This window comes from Agrococcus phoenicis (assembly GCF_047302415.1).
Classification (GTDB): Bacteria; Actinomycetota; Actinomycetes; order Actinomycetales; family Microbacteriaceae; genus Agrococcus.
Genome location: NZ_CP154854.1, coordinates 1,302,651 through 1,318,630, shown reverse-complemented (window position 1 = coordinate 1,318,630; position 15,980 = coordinate 1,302,651). Strand labels below are relative to the sequence as shown.

Here is a 15,980-nt window from a genome sequence, read left to right as displayed (position 1 = left end):
CGCCGATCCTCGGATCGGCGGCGTGTCGCTTTCCACCGGCCCTTGTGGGGAGCGTCGCAGGAGCCTGAGCGGCGTCTGTGGGTACTAGGATCGAAGCAGACGTTCACAAGAGTCGGAGGAAGACATTGCGCACTCGTCGATCTCGTTGGATCGCGGCCCCGCTCGCCGTGGTGGTGGCGCTGGCGCTCGCCGGTTGCACCCAGGCACAGCTGCAGGGGTACATGCCGTCGGAGTCCGGCCTCACGAACCACGTCGACCGCATCATGGGTCTGTGGACGACCTCGTGGATCGTCCTGCTGGGCGTCGGCCTCATCACCTGGGGCCTGATGATCTGGGCGGGCATCGCCTACCGCCGCCGTCGTGGCCAGAGCGGCCTGCCGGTGCAGCTGCGCTACCACATGCCGTTCGAGATCTTCTTCACGATCGTGCCCGTCATCCTCATCGCCGGCTTCTTCGCCTTCACCGCGCGTGACCAGGCAGCCATCGAGGAGCCGATCGAGGATCCCGACTACTCGCTGACCGTCTACGGAAAGCGCTGGGCCTGGGACTTCGTCTACGAGCGCGAGGGTCAGGACCCGGTCTACTTCCAGGGGCTGCAGGCGCAGACCGACCCCGAGACCAACCAGATCGACGCCGAGTCGCTGCCCACGCTGTACCTCCCGACGGACTCCTCGATCGAGATCACCCTCGAGGCCCGCGACGTCGCGCACTCCTTCTGGATCGTGGAGTACCTCTACAAGAAGGACATGCTCCCCGGTCTCACCAACCACATGTACTTCGAGACCGGCTCGCAGGAGGGCACGCTGACCGGCAAGTGCGCCGAGCTCTGCGGCGAGTACCACTCGCAGATGCTCTTCGACGTCGAGCTCGTCAGCCCCGAGGAGTACGACGCGTACCTCGAGAGCCTCGAGGCCGCCGGCAACGTCGGCGCGATCGACGAGTCGCTCAACCCCTTCACGGGCGACGGCGACGTCGACCCCGAGGCGGACGAGGAACAGGACACCACGTACGAAGGCGAGAGCGACCGATGACCGCCACCGCGACGCGCGACACGACCCAGACGCCGGTGAGCCCCAGCGCTCAGCGCAAGGGCAACGTGCTCGTCAGCTGGATCACCTCCACGGACCACAAGACGATCGGGTACATGTACCTGATCACGTCGTTCCTGTTCTTCCTGATCGGCGGCGTGATGGCGCTGCTGATCCGCGCGCAGCTGTTCGCGCCGGGCCTCGCGGTCGTGCCGACCGAGGAGCAGTACAACCAGCTCTTCACCATGCACGGCACGATCATGCTGCTGATGTTCGCGACGCCGCTGTTCGCGGGCTTCGCCAACGTCCTCATGCCGCTGCACATCGGCGCCCCGGACGTCGCCTTCCCCCGCCTGAACGCGCTGGCCTTCTGGCTCTTCTCGTTCGGGTCGATGATGGCCGTCGCCGGGTTCCTGACGCCCCAGGGCGCAGCCTCCTTCGGCTGGACGGGCTACGTGCCGCTGAGCACGACGGCGTTCTCGCCCGGCATGGGCGGCGACCTCTGGGTGCTGGGCCTCGCGATGTCGGGCTTCGGCACGATCATGGGTGGCGTCAACTTCATCACCACGATCATGACGATGCGCGCCCCCGGCATGACGATGTTCCGGATGTCGATCTTCAGCTGGAACATCCTCATCACGTCGATCCTCGTGATCATCGCGTTCCCGGTGCTCGCCGCAGCCTTCTTCGGCCTCGCGATCGACCGCATCCTGGGCGGCCACGTCTACGACCCGGCCAACGGCGGCGTCGTGCTCTGGCAGCACCTGTTCTGGTTCTTCGGGCACCCTGAGGTCTACATCATCGCGCTGCCGTTCTTCGGCATCATCTCCGAGGTCATCCCGGTCTTCAGCCGCAAGCCGATCTTCGGCTACAACACGCTCGTCGGCGCGACGATCGCGATCGCCGCGCTCTCGGTCACGGTGTGGGCGCACCACATGTACGTGACGGGTACCGTGCTGCTGCCGTGGTTCGCGCTCATGACGATGCTGATCGCGGTGCCGACCGGCGTGAAGATCTTCAACTGGATCGGCACGATGTGGCGCGGGTCGATCACGTGGGAGTCGCCCATGCTGTGGGCATTCGGCTTCCTCGTGACGTTCACCTTCGGCGGCCTCACCGGCATCATCCTCGCCTCGCCGCCGCTCGACTTCCACGTCTCCGACACCTACTTCGTCGTCGCGCACTTCCACTACGTCGTCTTCGGCACGGTCGTGTTCGCCATGTTCTCGGGCTTCTACTTCTGGTGGCCGAAGTGGACCGGCAAGATGCTCAACGACCGGCTGGGCCACGTGCACTTCTGGATGCTGTTCATCGGCTTCCACGTCACCTTCCTCGTGCAGCACTGGCTGGGCGTCGTCGGCATGCCGCGCCGCTACTACACGTACCTCGAGGAGGACGGGTTCACCTGGATGAACCAGCTCTCCACCGTCGGCGCGATGATCCTGGCGGCGTCGATGATCCCGTTCCTCTGGAACGTCTGGATCACCGCGCGCACCGCGCCCAAGGTCGAGGTGGACGACCCGTGGGGCACCGGCCGCTCGCTCGAGTGGGCGACCAGCTGCCCGCCGCCCCGCCACAACTTCAACTCGATCCCGCGCATCCGCTCGGAGTCGCCCGCGTTCGACCTGCACCACCCGAACGCCGGCATGCAGGTGGGCGTCGGCCCGCTGAAGGATGCACCGGAGCGACCGGTCAAGGATCTCTCGAACGACGAGGTGCGCTGACATGCGGGCGAACATCATCCTGCTGGGGATCATCTCGGTGTTCTTCTACCTGTGCGCCGCGGCGTACACGGTGTGGAGCCTGATCTCCTACGACAGCGTCGAGTGGACGGGCACGCTCGGCATGGCCCTCACGGGCGTGCTGGCGACCCTGATCGGCTTCTACCTCGTGCTCGTCTACCGCGGGCAGCGAGGCGAGTTCGCGGCCGACCGCGCCGATGGCGAGCTCGACGACGACGACCCCGAGATGGGGCACTTCGCGCCGTGGAGCTGGTGGCCGATCGGCCTGGCCGCAGCGCTCGCGCTGCTCTTCTTCGGGTTCGCCGGCCCCACCTTCCTGTTCCCGATCGGTGGCGGCCTGCTGGCGATCACGATGGTCGGCTGGGTCTACGAGCACTACCGCGGCAACTTCAGCCGCTGAGACGGAGCCGCTCGCGGCGGCCGCGCGAAGCGCCCCGCCCCCTCGTGGGGCGGGGCGCTTCGTCGTGCGTCAGATGACGCGGCCGGCGCGCAGCCCCGTGTGGAGGCATCCGCCGAGGAACGTGCCCTCGAGCGCGCGGTGGCCGTGCACGCCGCCCCCGCCGAAGCCGGCCGCCTCGCCGACCGCGAAGAGTCCGGGCACCGGCTCGCCGTCGGCGCTGAGCGCCCGCGAGTCGAGGTCGGTCTGGATGCCGCCGAGGGTCTTGCGTGTGAGGGTGCGCAAGCGCACGGCGATGAGCGGCCAGTGGCGCTCGTCGAGGATCCGGTGGGGCGATGCGGTGCGAACGAGCCGGTCGCCGAGGTACCGGCGGGCGCGTCGGATCTCGACCGCCTGCGGGTCGGTCGAGGCAGGGTCGGCCACGGCGGCGTCGCGCTCCTCGATGGCCGCGACGACCGCCGCGCGATCGATGGCGGTGGTGCCGTCGGCGCCCGCGCCGAGGCGCTCCATGCCGTCGAGCAGCTCGGTGAGCGATCCGGCGACGATGAAGTCCTCGCCGTGGTCGAGGAACGCCTGCACGGGCGCGGGGGCGCCGGGCAGGATGCGCTGCGCGAGGCGTCGCAGGCTGCGGCCGGTGAGGTCGGGGTTCTGCTCCGAGCCCGAGAGGGTGAGCTCCTTCTCGGCGATCGACTGCGTCAGCACGAACCACGAGTGCTCCGCGCCGACGGAGCGGAGGTGCGCGAGCGTCGTCAGGGTGTCGAAGCCCGGGTAGTTGGGGGAGGGCAGGCGGTGCCCCCGGTGGTCGAGCCAGAGGCTCGAGGGACCGGGCAGGATGCGGATGCCGTGGTCGGGCCAGACCGGATCCCAGTTCTTGACGCCCTCGGTGTAGTGCCACATCCGGTCGCCGTTCACGAGTCGAGCCCCGGCCTCGCCCGCGAGCGCCAGCCCGGAGCCGTCGACGTGCACAGGCACCCCTCGCACGGCCTCGGCCGGCGGGGAGCCGAGCGAGGCCGGCCACAGCGCTCGCACGCGATCCAGTGCGCCGCCGATGCCGCCGGTGGCGACGACGACGCTCTCTGCGCGCAGCGCGAAGTCGCCGACGACCTCGCGGCTGGAGGGCTCGCCCCGCACGGTGACGTCGTCGGCGAGCCGATCGCCGGCGACGCCCACGACGCGGCCCTCCTCGACCAGCAGCTCCGTCACGCGGTGGCGGAAGGCGAGGCGCGCACGGCCCTCGCGCACCGCGTCCCGCAGTCGCCGCGTGAACGGCGCGACGATGCCCGGGCCGGTGCCCCAGGCGATGTGGAAGCGAGGCACGGTGTTGCCGTGGCCGCCCTCGGTGCGCGCGCCGCGCTCGGCGTGCCCGACGATCGGGAAGAGCGGGATGCCGAGCTCCCGCAGCCACGGCCGCAGGTCCCGGTGGGCGAAGTCGAGGTACGCGTCGGCCCAGCGGCGCGACCAGCGGTCCTGACCGTCGGCGTCGTCGCGGTCGAAGCCGGCTGCGCGCTCCCAGTCGTGCCAGGCGAGCTCGAGCGAGTCGTCGATGCCCAGCCGGCGCTGCTCGGGGGTGTCGACGAGGAAGAGCCCGCCGAAGGACCAGAAGGCCTGCCCGCCGATCGACTGCGGGCCTTCCTGCTCGACGATCGTCACGGTGCGGCCGCGATCGAGCGCCGTGCACGCGGCGACGAGGCCCGAGAGTCCGCTGCCGATGACGATCGCGTCGGTCTGGTGGGCCATGGTGCCTCCTCGGTGCGGCGCTCGCTCAGCGGAAGAGCGGGTTGCGGTTGACCATCGCGGTGGCCGCGCGGTCGAAGTAGTCCTCGAGCTCTGCTCGGTGCAGCGGCGCGGGATCCAGCTCGTCGAGCGCCGCCGTCATGCAGGCGATCCAGCGGTTGCGCGCGTCGTGGTCGATCGGGAACGGCGAGTGCCGCATGCGCAGCCGCGGGTGGCCGCGCTGCGCGCTGTAGGTGCCCGGGCCGCCCCAGTACTGCATCAGGAAGAGGCTGAAGCGATCCTCGGCGCCGGCGCGATCCTCCTGCGGGTACATCGCGCGCAGCACGGCATCGGCCCACACCCGCTCGTAGAACTCGTGCACCAGGCGGCGGAAGAAGGGCTCCCCGCCGACGGCGTCGAAGAGGGTCTGCTCGCGCGATCCCGTCATGGTGCGCCGCTCTCGTCCATCCCCTTGACGACGATCTTCTGCAGCGAGGGGAGCGTGACGCCGAGGTCGTCGAGACCCTCCTTGACGCGCCGGCGCAGCTCGCGCCCCGCCGCGTACTTCGCGCTCGCGCGCGTCTTGACCACGAGGCGGATGACGACGGCCTCGGCCGAGACCGACTCGATGCCCCACACCTCCGGCTTGTCGATGATGCGGCCGAGCCACTCGACGTCCTCGCTCATGTCGGTCGCGACCTGCAGCAGCCGATCCGTCACGGCGTCGATGTCGGATTCGTAGGGCACGGCCTGGTCGATCACGACGCGGGCCCAGCCCTGCGACTCGTTGCCGACGCGGACGATCTCGCCGTTGCGCACGTACCAGAGCGTGCCGTTCACGTCGCGCACCTGCGTGATGCGGATCCCCACCGATTCGACGACGCCGGAGGCCTCGCCGAGGTCGACGGTGTCGCCGATCCCGAGCTGATCCTCGAAGACCATGAAGAGGCCGTTCAGGAAGTCCTTGATGACGCCCTGGGCGCCGATGCCCGCCGCCGCGCCCAGGAAGCCGGCCATCGCGACGAGCGACGCAGGCTCGACGCCCAGGATGCTGAGGATCAGGATGAGCGCGAACGCGCCGATCAGCCATCCGGCGAGGGTGTTGAGCACGCTGCCGATCGCGCGGGTGCGCTGCACGACGCGCACCTGCGCGAGCGGTGAGTTGACGAGCGCCTCGGTGTCGGCCGCGTCCGCCTTGCGCTTGACGCCCGTGACGACGCCGTCGACGACGCGGCGGACCACGGTCTTCAGGATCGCGTAGGCGATGAAGGCGCCGACGACCACGAGCAGCACGCCGATGGGCGTGCCCCAGGCCTCCCACCAGGCGGCCACTGCCGCCCAGTCGACGCCCTCGCCCTCGCCGCCCGTCGCAGCAGCGCCGACCACGGCGGAGCCCGTCTCAGCCACGCGCGCCTCCGATCAGGCGTCTCGCCGCTGCGCTGCGAGCGCCCGCTCGACGCCCGCGAGGTGCTCGACGATGATGCGGCGCAGCGCCGGCACCGGCTCGTTGGCGGCGAGCCAGCTGCGCGTCGCGTCGGCGAGCTCCTCGCTCGCGATCACGGCCGGGTACAGGCCCACGAGCAGCGCGTCGGCCACCTGGTAGGTGCGCGAATCCCAGATCTGCTGGATCGCGCCGTGGTAGCGCGCGACCACGTCGGCGAGGACGGCGGGGTCGTTCACGTGCTGCAGGCCGAGACCGGTGTAGCGGACGATCATGTTCGACGCGCCCGGCTGGTCGGCGACCGACGCGAACGCGGCCTCCTTCGCCTCCGGCGTCGGGATGGTGGCACGGGCACGAGCGGCGAACTGGCGGCCGGTCGCGGTGTCGTCGCCCGCGAGCTCCGCGGCGATCTCTGCCTCGCCGGCGGCGCCGGTGAGCACGAGGCCGTCGAGCAGCTGCCAGCGCAGGTCGCTGTCGACCTCGAGGCCGTCGAGCGCGCGCGTGCCGTCGAGCAGCCCGCGGAGGATCTCGCCGTGCTTCGCGCTCGAGGCGAGCGCAGCGAAGGCGCCGACGAACTGGAACTGCGCGTCCGAGCCGTCCTCGGCCTTGCGCGCGAGCTTCCAGAGGCGGTCGCCCACCTTCTCGATCGTCGCCGCGCGGCGCGAGGGGTGCACGTAGGTGCGCGCGGCCTGCGCGAGCTGCGCGAGGGCGAGTCGGATGGTGGTGGACTCGGTCTCGGCGTCGATGTTGTCGAGCACCAGGTCGATGTAGTCGCTCGCCGGCGTCTCGGCGTCGCGCGTCGCATCCCACGCGGCACCCCACACGAGCGCGCGCGCCAGCGGGTCCTCGATGGTGCGCAGGCCCGAGAGGGCCGTGGCCATGGAGCGCTCGTCCAAGCGGATCTTCGCGTACGCGAGGTCGTCGTCGTTGATCAGCACGAGCGCCGGGCGCACGTGGCCGACCAGCTGCGGCACCTCGGTGCGGGCGCCGGCGACGTCGATCTCGACGCGCTCGGTGCGGCGCAGCATGCCGCCCTTCTCGTCGTAGAAGCCGATCGCGAGGCGGTGCGGGCGCAGCGTCGGGTGGTCGGCGGGGGCCGTCTGCTCGATCGCGAAGGCGGTGATGATGCCGTCCGGCGTCGTCTCGATGGCGGGGCGCAGGGTGTTGACGCCCGCGGTCTCGAGCCACAGCTCGCTCCACTGCCCGAGCTCGCGGCCGCTCGCGGCCTCCAGCTCCGTCAGCAGGTCCTGCAGCTCGGTGTTGCCCCAGGCGTGCTTGCGGAAGTAGGCGCCGACGCCCTGCATGAAGGCCGGCAGGCCCACCCAGGCGACCAGCTGCTTCAGCACCGAGCCGCCCTTGGCGTAGGTGATGCCGTCGAAGTTCACCTGCACGTCGTCGAGGTCGCGGATCTCGGCGACGATCGGGTGCGTCGAGGGCAGCTGATCCTGGCGGTACGCCCAGGTCTTCTCCATCGCCTGGAAGGTGGTCCACGCGCCCGTCCACTCGGTCGCCTCGGCCGTCGCGAGCGTCGATGCCCACTCGGCGAAGGACTCGTTGAGCCACAGGTCGTTCCACCACTTCATGGTGACGAGGTCGCCGAACCACATGTGGGCCAGCTCGTGCAGCACCGTCACGACGCGGCGTTCGCGGATCGCGTCGGTCACCTGCGCTCGGAACACGTACGACTCGGTGAACGTCACGCATCCGGCGTTCTCCATCGCGCCGGCGTTGAACTCCGGCACGAAGAGCTGGTCGTACTTCGCGAAGGGGTAGGCGACGCCGAACTGCGCCTCGAAGAAGGTGAAGCCCTTGCGGGTCGTCTCGAAGATGTACTCGGCGTCCATGTGCTCGGCGAGCGAGGCGCGGCAGAAGATGCCGAGCGGGATGGTGCGGCCGTCGCTCGAGGTGAGCTCGGAGCGCGTGACCGTGTAGGGCCCGGCGACGAGTGCCGTGATGTAGCTCGAGATGCGCGGTGTCGGCTCGAACGCCCAGACGCCGGTGTCGCCGTCGATGCGGGGCTCGGGGGTCGGCTGGTTCGAGACGACCTGCCAGGCAGCGGGCGCGGTGACGGTGAAGGCGAAGGTGGCCTTGAGGTCGGGCTGCTCGAAGACCGCGAAGACGCGGCGCGAGTCGGGCACCTCGAACTGCGAGTAGAGGTAGACCTCGCCGTCGACCGGGTCGACGAAGCGGTGCAGGCCCTCGCCGGTGTTCACGTACATGGCGTCGGAGACGACGGTCAGCTCGTTCTCGGCCGCGAGGCCGTCGAGCTGGATGCGCACCCCGTCGTCCACGGCGGACGCGTCGAGGTCGACGCCGTTCAACGTCACGGAGTGCACGGTGCGGGAGATGTGGTCGATGAACGTCGAGGCGCCCTCGGTGGCGGTGAACCTGACCGTCGTGGTCGAGCGGAACACCTCGTCGCCGGTGGTGAGGTCGAGGGCGATGTCGTAGCTCTCGACCTGCACGAGCGCCGCGCGCTCCTGTGCTTCGACGCGAGTGAGGTTCTCTCCGGGCACGCTGGACTCCTTCGGCAGTGGTGTGCTGGTGCGTCCAGCGTAGTCCGGTCGCCCGGGGCGGTGCTCTCGCGGCGACCCCGCTGGTCGATACGATCGACCCATGACGGATGAGGCTCAGCAGCAGGCTCCGCAGCGCGTGCGGATGTGGTTCGACCCGACATGCCCGTGGGCATGGATGACCTCCCGCTGGCTCGGCGAGGTCGCCGAGGCGCGGGGCTTCGAGGTGGACTGGCAGGTGATGAGCCTCGCCGTGCTGAACGAGGGCCGCGACCTGCCCCAGGCGTACGCGAAGCGCATGCCGCGCTCGATGCGCCTCACCCGGCTCGTCACGGCCGCGCGCGCCGCCGGCGGTGACGCGGTCGTCAAGCCGCTCTACGACGCGCTCGGCGAGCGCATCCACCACCAGGGCCGCAAGGACGACGACGCGCTCATCGCCGAGGCGCTCGCCGAGGCCGGCGTCGACGCATCCCTCCTGCAGGAGACCGACGAGCACGACGCGAGCCTGCGCGCCTCGCACCAGGTCGCGATCGACCTCGTCGGCGACGACGTCGGCACGCCCGTGATCGCGGTCGACGACGTCGCCTTCTTCGGGCCGGTCGTCAGCCCGGCGCCCACGGGGGCGGATGCGCTGCGGCTGTTCGACGGCATCGTCGCGGCCGCGTCGATCGACGGCTTCTTCGAGCTCAAGCGCTCGCGCACGCGCGATCCGCAGTTCGACGTCGCCCCGGCGGCCGACGCTGCGCAGCGCGCCGACGGCACCGCCTGATGCGCATCCACGTCGCCACCGACCACGCGGGCTTCGAGATGTCGCAGCGGCTCGTCGAGCACCTGCGGCAGCAGGGGCACGAGCCGGTGGACCACGGGCCGAGCGCCTACGACGCGGAGGACGACTACCCCTCCTTCTGCATCAACGCCGCGCGCGCCGTGGTCGCCGATCAGCGCGCAGGCGTCGAGGCGCTCGGCGTCGTCTTCGGCGGCTCGGGCAACGGCGAGCAGATGGCGGCGAACAAGGTCGAGGGCGTGCGCGCGGCGCTGGCCTGGAGCCTCGTCACGGCGCAGCTCGCGCGCGAGCACAACGACGCGAACGTCGTCGCGGTCGGTGCCCGACAGCACGAGGAGCACGAGATGCTCGCGATCATCGACGCCTTCGTCGCGACCCCGTTCTCCGGTGCGGAGCGGCACGCTCGCCGCATCGCGCAGCTGGGGGAGTACGAGACGACGGGCGCCATCGCCGGTCACGAGATCGTCTGACGCAGGCCCGCCACGATGCCCGAGGGCCACTCCGTCCACCGCATCGCGCGGCAGTTCGACGCCAACTTCGTGGGCCGCACCGCCGCGGTCTCGAGCCCGCAGGGTCGGTTCGAGGTCGGCGCGGCCGAGCTCGACGGTCGCGAGATCGTGGCGTCGCAGGCGATCGGGAAGCACCTGCTGCTCGGCTTCGCCGGCGACGCGGGTGATGCGGCGGGGCCGACGCTGCACGTGCACCTGGGCATCTACGGCGCGTGGGACTTCGCGGGCGCCATCTCGGTCGACCCGACGATCCTCGCGTCGCGCGCCGCGGTCGGTGCGGCGCGCATGGGGCAGACGGGCATGCGCGGGGTCGCCGATGGCGCGGGCACGCGGGGCGAGAACGAGGAGTCGATCGCGTCGATCGGCGCACCTCGGCTCGCGCGCCTGCGCGCCGGCGAGCACGAGAGCCTCGCCGAGCCGGTCGACTTCCCGCCGGAGCCGGTGGGGCAGGTGCGCGTGCGGCTCCTGACCGAGACGGCAGTGGCAGACCTGCGCGGCCCGACGGTGTGCGAGGTGCTGGAGCCCGCGCAGGTGCAGGCGCTCGCGCAGCGGCTCGGCCCCGACCCCGAGGCCCCCACCGAGTCGAGGGCGAAGGCCCAGGCGCGCTTCGTCGCCCGCGCGTCGCGATCGAACCAGGCCATCGGGCAGCTGCTGATGGATCAGTCGGTCGTCGCGGGCATCGGCAACGTCTATCGCGCCGAGCTGCTGTTCCGCGCCCGCATCGATCCGCACCGACCGGGCAGCCAGGTGACGGCGGAGGAGCTGCGCGCGCTCTGGCGCGACTGGGTGAAGCTGCTGCGCATCGGCGTCGAGACCGGGCAGATGCTGACGATCGACGGGCTGCGGGGAGCCAAGCGCACAGCGGCGCTCGCGAACCGCGCCGACCGCCACTGGGTCTACAAGCGCGAGGGGCTGCCCTGCCGACGCTGCGGCACCGCTGTCGCGCTCGAGACGATGCAGGCGCGCAAGCTCTACTGGTGCCCGGGCTGCCAGCTGTAGCTCAGGAGCGAGGGCTCACCGCCAGCGGTACAGCGTCGACGCATCCTGCGTGCTCTGCTCCGGGCTGATCACCCACGAGCCGGTGGTCGCCGCATCCTCGCGCACCGCGACGATCACCTGGGCCGTCTGCGTGTCACCGGGAGCGAACTCCCAGATGCAGCCGAGGTCGAAGGGCGCCGCAGCGATCGCCGCGGAGTTCTGATCCGAGATCGGCCCGCCGTCGGGCTGATAGCCGAAGGTCATGTCGTGCATCGGGTGCGTGGTGATGACCCCGACGTTCGTGATCACGAGGTCGAGCATCACGAAGCGCTCGCCGGCGCGCGGGATCGCCGACCCGCCCGTGCCCTGGCAGCCGAGCGAGGCCTGGTCATCCGCCGGGTCCGTCGATTCCAGCGCCGTGATCTCCCAGGTCGAGCCGTGCGAGGTGTGGATGGTCGCAGCGTCGCCGAAGGAGAACTCGCCGGGGGCGGTCGTCGGCACCGGGGGCTCGGTGGGGCCGTTCGTGGTCGGCGGGGGAGCGAGGTCGGTGAAGACGGGCGTCGGCGAGGACGGGATCGCAGGGTCGCCGGGCGTCGAGGCGGGCATCGCCACGCACGCGGCGAGCGAGAGCGCCACCGTGGCCACCAGCGCAGCGCCGAGCGCGCTGGAGCCGCGGCCGCGCGGGCGGGAGACGAGCCTGGACTGCACACGGGCACGCTATCGGACTGTGCTGTCGGCGAGCCGTGGCGGAGGCTGCTGGAGCGGGCGACGGGAATCGAACCCGCGTAATCAGTTTGGAAGACTGAGGCTCTACCATTGAGCTACGCCCGCGCGCCCCGCGATCGGGACTGCACGAATCTACCGCATCCGCACCGGTGCCGGTGTCGGGATACGCTCGTGGCGTGCAGCGAAGCATCCCCTCAGACCTCATCCTCGGCGGCGCGACCGCCGCCTACCAGATCGAGGGCGCAGCGGCCGAGGACGGCCGTCGCCCCAGCATCTGGGACACGTTCGCCCGCGTGCCGGGTGCCGTCATCGACGCGCACAACGGCGACGTCGCATGCGATCACTACCACCGGATGCCGCAGGACGTCGCGCTCATGCGCGAGCTCCGCCTGCAGGTCTACCGCTTCTCGACCAGCTGGGCGCGCGTCTGCCCCGATGGCGGTGCGCCGAACGCGCAGGGCCTCGACTTCTACTCGCGACTCGTCGACGAGCTGCTCGAGGCCGACATCATGCCCTGGCTCACCCTCTACCACTGGGATCTGCCGCAGGCGCTGGAGGATGCCGGGGGCTGGCCGCACCGCGACACCGCCCACCGCTTCGTCGACTACGCGCTCGCCGTGCACGATCGGCTGGGCGATCGCGTCACCAACTGGACGACCATGAACGAGCCCTGGTGCTCGTCGTTCCTCTCCTACACGGCCGGTGCGCACGCGCCCGGGCGGCAGAGCATCGCCGACGGCCTGCAGGCCGCGCACCACCTCCTGCTCGCGCACGGCATGGCGGTGGGCGCGCTGCGCGAGGCGGGCGCCGAGCGCGTCGGCATCACCCTCAACTTCCAGCCGGCCGAGCCGCTCGACGCGAGCAGCGCCTCGGACCGCGAGGCCGCCCGGCGCCTCAACGACCAGTACAACCGCTTCTTCGTGCACCCGATCATGCGCGGGGAGTACCCCGAGTCGCTGCTCGCCGACGTCGGCCACCTGGGGCTCGACGAGGTGGTGCAGCCGGGCGACCTCGACATCATCGCCGCGCCCATCGACGTGCTCGGCGTGAACTACTACCACGACGACGTCGTCTCCTACGAGGCGCCGGTGGTGCCGCTCGTGAACGACGCGCCGACCGACCGGGCGATCGCCAGCCCCTACCCGGCTGCCGAGGGCGTGCACGCGCACCCGCGCGAGCTGCCGACCACGAACATGGGCTGGGAGGTCAACCCCTCCGGGCTCACCGCACTGCTGCGGCACCTGCACGAGGAGTACACCGGCGCCGCCGGCATCGAGCTGTGGGTGACGGAGAACGGCGCGTCCTTCGACGACGAGGTCGTGCACGAGCAGGCGGACGCGACGGCTGCGACGGATGCCGCGCATGCATCGACGGGCGGCGCGCGAGTGCACGACCCGGAGCGGGTCGCGTTCCTGCGCGGCCACGTCGGCGCGGTGCTCGACGCCATCGAGGCAGGCGTGCCCGTCAAGGGATACATGTACTGGTCCCTGCTCGACAACTACGAGTGGGCGTGGGGCTACCACAAGCGCTTCGGCATCGTGCGGGTCGACTACGACACGCAGGAGCGCACGGTCAAGGACTCGGGGCTCGAGCTCTCCCGCATGATCCGCGAGCGCACGCTCTAGCTGTACCGGGTCGTCACCTTGGTGACACTCGGGCTGCGGGGACCTGAACAGCTCCACTCAGCCCGGAGGTCCTCCCCGCTCACAAGACCCGAACTGTCACCAACGTCCCGGCGCAGTACATCGAGCGGCTCGGTCGCGACGACGCCCGCGCCGCTCGAGCATCGAGCGGGGCGGGCGTCGCGCGCGCAGCGTGCGAGCGGGTCAGCGCAGCGCCTCGACAGCCGCCGGGTTCAGCGCGTTGCGCGGCGCCTGCCCGCGCGAGACGGCGATGATGTCGTCGTTGGCCGCGCGCGTGACCGCGGCGGTGAACGCATCCGTCCAGCACAGCGAGTGCGGCGCGAGCGTGACGTTCGGCAGCGACAGCAGCGGGTCATCGGGCTCCGGGGGCTCGGGGTCGAAGACATCCAGCCCCGCCGCGCGGATCGTGCCGTCGCGCAGCGCGTCGACGAGTGCCGGCTGGTCGACGAGACCGCCGCGGCCGATGTTGACGAGCACCGCGTCGGAGCCCATGAGGGCGAGCTCGCGCGCACCGATCAGGCCGCGCGTCTCGGGCGTGAGCGCCGCGCACAGGACCACGACGTCCGCCGCCCGCAGCAGTCCATCCAGGGCGACGAGCTCGACGCCGAGCCGGCTCGCCGCCTCGCTCCTACCGGAGCGATTGGTGCCGATCACGGTGAGGCCCACGCCCTGCGCGAGCTCCGCGAGCTCGGCCCCGACGCTGCCGAAGCCGACGATCCCGAGGGTCGCGGCCTCCGTCGCCGTGCCACGCCACGCCTCGCGCTCGTCCCACCGGCTCTCGACCGTGAGCCGGTGCTTCTGCACGAGGTTGTGCGTCGTCGCCAGCACGAGCGTCAGCCCGGCGAGCGCGAGCGGCCGCCGCACTGCCGCCGGCGTGTTGGTCACCACGACGCCCGCCGCTGTGCAGGCGTCCAGGTCGATGGTGTCGTAGCCGGCGCCGAAGCGCGCGACGTGCCGCAGCCGCGGCGCTGAGCGCAGCACCTCGGCATCGAACCGGCGGTGCCCGAGCGCGTAGACCGCGTCGAGCTCGGCGAGGTCGTCGTCGTCCTCGGGGTGGGCCGCGATGATGCGCCACTCGATGCCCGCCGCCGCGAGCTCGTCGAGCCGCAGGTCGCCGTGCACGCTCGAGCCGTCCGCCTCGATCGCGTCGTCGGTGATGCCGAGGAGGTAGCTCACGCGAGTGCCTGCTGGTTGAGCGGCTTGCGCACCAGCACCGTGTAGGCCACGGCCGCGAGCGCCGCGATGATGCCGCCGATGATGAACGAGGGGGCGTAGGAGCCGGTCGCGTCGGCGATGATGCCCGTCAGCAGCGGCGCGAAGGCACCGCCGAAGTAGCCGCCGAAGTTCTGGATCGCTCCGACGGAGGCGACCTGCTTCGAGTGCACGACATCGCCGGGCATGGCCCAGGCGGCCGCCTGCATGGTGGCGACGAAGCCGAGCGCGACCGTCATGACGATCATCGCGAGCCACAGCTCGCCCACGAGCGGGATCAGGCAGATCAGCACGCCGGCGACGATCGCGGCGACCGACATGACGTGGCGCTTCGCGGTGAGCGCGTCGAGGCCGGAGCGCTTCGTGTACTTCGTCATCACCCAGCCGCCGGTGATGCCGAGGATGGCGGCGCCGAGGTAGGGGATGGCCGCGAGCCAGCCGGAGCCGGCGATGGAGGCGCCGCGCTCCTCCTGCAGGTAGAGCGGCAGGAAGACGATGAAGATGTTCCAGATCCAGATGACGCAGAAGAAGCCGGCCATCATGCCCCAGATCTGGCGGTGCTTGAACAGCGACAGCCACGAGACCTGCGCCGTGCCGGTGTCCTGCGCCTGCTCCTGCGACCTGATGAGGTCGAGCTCCTCCTGCGAGATCGAGGGGTGCAGCTCGGGCCGGCGGTAGAAGATGTAGAACGCCACGGCGAGCACGAGGCCCAGGGCGGCAAGGAAGACGAAGATGGCCTGCCAGCCGAAGGTGATCATGATGCCGGTGAGGATCGGGGGAGCGATCGCCGGGCCCCACTTCGAGCCGGAGTCCCAGATGGCGGTCGCCTGCCCGCGCTCGTGGCGGGGGAACCAGTCGGCGGTGAGGCGGGCGCTCGCCGGGCCGTTCGGCGCCTCGGTGACGCCGAGCAGGAACCGGAAGGTGACGAAGTGCCACAGCGTCGAGCCGATGGCCATGAGGCCGGTCGCGATCGACCAGCCGGCGATGGCGAGGAAGTACATGCGGCGGGCGCCGAGCTTGTCGACCAGCCATCCGGCGGGCAGCTGCGCGAAGGCGTAGGTCCAGCTGAAGACGGTGCCGAGCAGGCCGATGTCGGTGCGGGTGAGGCCGAGCTCGTCGATCAGGTAGGGCGCGGCGACCGAGATCGCGCTGCGATCCATGTAGTTGACGATGCCCGCGATGAGGGCCCAGCCGAGGATCCACCACCTGAGGTTCTTGATCGTGCGCCGTGTGGCGCTCTCGCGCACGGGCGTCGTCTCTGTGCTCACGTCTTCACTCCTTCGTGAAATTGCTC

14 protein-coding genes and 1 tRNA gene are annotated in these 15,980 nt (G+C 70.9%); 7 read left to right on the top strand and 8 right to left on the bottom strand.

Features of this window, described 5'->3' with window-relative positions; translation table 11 throughout:
* Positions 1-125: 125 nt before the first annotated feature.
* The 3 genes from AA0Z99_RS06385 to AA0Z99_RS06375 are packed head-to-tail and all read left to right on the top strand — an operon-like array spanning position 126 to position 3,170.
* The gene (locus AA0Z99_RS06385; RefSeq protein WP_413320538.1) at positions 126-1,031 is read left to right on the top strand and encodes a cytochrome c oxidase subunit II; all 906 of its coding nucleotides are present in this window, start codon (positions 126-128) and stop codon (positions 1,029-1,031) included.
* The gene (gene ctaD, locus AA0Z99_RS06380; protein WP_413320536.1) at positions 1,028-2,752 is read left to right on the top strand and encodes a cytochrome c oxidase subunit I; all 1,725 of its coding nucleotides are present in this window, start codon (positions 1,028-1,030) and stop codon (positions 2,750-2,752) included. Before AA0Z99_RS06385 ends, ctaD begins: the two co-directional genes overlap by 4 nt.
* A gap of 1 nt (position 2,753) precedes the next feature.
* On the top strand, positions 2,754-3,170 hold the full coding sequence (locus tag AA0Z99_RS06375; RefSeq protein WP_413320534.1) for a cytochrome c oxidase subunit 4: 417 nt from the start codon (positions 2,754-2,756) through the stop codon (positions 3,168-3,170).
* Positions 3,171-3,239: 69 nt separating this feature from the next.
* Here AA0Z99_RS06375 and AA0Z99_RS06370 read toward each other — a convergent pair whose 3' ends face one another.
* From AA0Z99_RS06370 to pepN, 4 genes are read right to left on the bottom strand one after another with little or no spacing between them, the layout of a single operon-like run.
* Entirely contained in the window at positions 3,240-4,904 is a 1,665-nt protein-coding gene (locus AA0Z99_RS06370) for an FAD-binding dehydrogenase (protein ID WP_413320532.1), read from the bottom strand.
* A gap of 25 nt (positions 4,905-4,929) precedes the next feature.
* Positions 4,930-5,328 carry a globin gene (locus AA0Z99_RS06365; RefSeq protein WP_413320530.1) on the bottom strand — a complete coding sequence of 133 codons (399 nt, stop codon included), beginning with the start codon at positions 5,326-5,328 and terminating at the stop codon, positions 4,930-4,932.
* On the bottom strand, positions 5,325-6,287 hold the full coding sequence (locus AA0Z99_RS06360) for a mechanosensitive ion channel family protein (protein ID WP_413320528.1): 963 nt from the start codon (positions 6,285-6,287) through the stop codon (positions 5,325-5,327). Before AA0Z99_RS06360 ends, AA0Z99_RS06365 begins: the two co-directional genes overlap by 4 nt.
* A gap of 12 nt (positions 6,288-6,299) precedes the next feature.
* Positions 6,300-8,837, bottom strand: coding sequence for an aminopeptidase N (gene pepN / locus AA0Z99_RS06355; RefSeq protein ID WP_413320526.1), 2,538 nt, complete (start codon positions 8,835-8,837; stop codon positions 6,300-6,302).
* Positions 8,838-8,937: 100 nt separating this feature from the next.
* Between pepN and AA0Z99_RS06350 the strand changes: the two genes are divergently transcribed.
* From AA0Z99_RS06350 to AA0Z99_RS06340, 3 genes are read left to right on the top strand one after another with little or no spacing between them, the layout of a single operon-like run.
* The gene (locus AA0Z99_RS06350; RefSeq protein ID WP_413320524.1) at positions 8,938-9,603 is read left to right on the top strand and encodes a DsbA family protein; all 666 of its coding nucleotides are present in this window, start codon (positions 8,938-8,940) and stop codon (positions 9,601-9,603) included.
* Positions 9,603-10,088 carry a ribose-5-phosphate isomerase gene (locus tag AA0Z99_RS06345; RefSeq protein ID WP_413320522.1) on the top strand — a complete coding sequence of 162 codons (486 nt, stop codon included), beginning with the start codon at positions 9,603-9,605 and terminating at the stop codon, positions 10,086-10,088. The genes AA0Z99_RS06350 and AA0Z99_RS06345 overlap by 1 nt, the downstream gene beginning before the upstream one ends.
* A 15-nt stretch (positions 10,089-10,103) precedes the next feature.
* Entirely contained in the window at positions 10,104-11,126 is a 1,023-nt protein-coding gene (locus AA0Z99_RS06340) for an Fpg/Nei family DNA glycosylase (protein WP_413320520.1), read from the top strand.
* A gap of 15 nt (positions 11,127-11,141) precedes the next feature.
* Here AA0Z99_RS06340 and AA0Z99_RS06335 read toward each other — a convergent pair whose 3' ends face one another.
* Both AA0Z99_RS06335 and AA0Z99_RS06330 read right to left on the bottom strand, forming a co-directional pair.
* Entirely contained in the window at positions 11,142-11,813 is a 672-nt protein-coding gene (locus AA0Z99_RS06335) for a hypothetical protein (RefSeq protein ID WP_413320518.1), read from the bottom strand.
* Between the two features lie 49 nt (positions 11,814-11,862).
* Positions 11,863-11,936: transfer RNA gene (locus tag AA0Z99_RS06330), tRNA-Gly, on the bottom strand.
* Between the two features lie 71 nt (positions 11,937-12,007).
* Here AA0Z99_RS06330 and AA0Z99_RS06325 point away from each other — a divergent pair.
* Positions 12,008-13,456 carry a GH1 family beta-glucosidase gene (locus AA0Z99_RS06325; RefSeq protein ID WP_413320516.1) on the top strand — a complete coding sequence of 483 codons (1,449 nt, stop codon included), beginning with the start codon at positions 12,008-12,010 and terminating at the stop codon, positions 13,454-13,456.
* A gap of 201 nt (positions 13,457-13,657) precedes the next feature.
* On the opposite strand, the gene AA0Z99_RS06320 is transcribed toward AA0Z99_RS06325, so the two are convergent.
* Positions 13,658-14,650 (bottom strand): 2-hydroxyacid dehydrogenase, encoded by a 993-nt coding sequence (locus tag AA0Z99_RS06320; RefSeq protein ID WP_413320514.1) that lies wholly within the window; start codon positions 14,648-14,650, stop codon positions 13,658-13,660.
* Positions 14,647-15,954, bottom strand: a complete 1,308-nt coding sequence (locus AA0Z99_RS06315) for an MFS transporter (RefSeq protein ID WP_413320512.1) — start codon at positions 15,952-15,954, stop codon at positions 14,647-14,649. The genes AA0Z99_RS06320 and AA0Z99_RS06315 overlap by 4 nt, the downstream gene beginning before the upstream one ends.
* Positions 15,955-15,980: the final 26 nt, after the last annotated feature.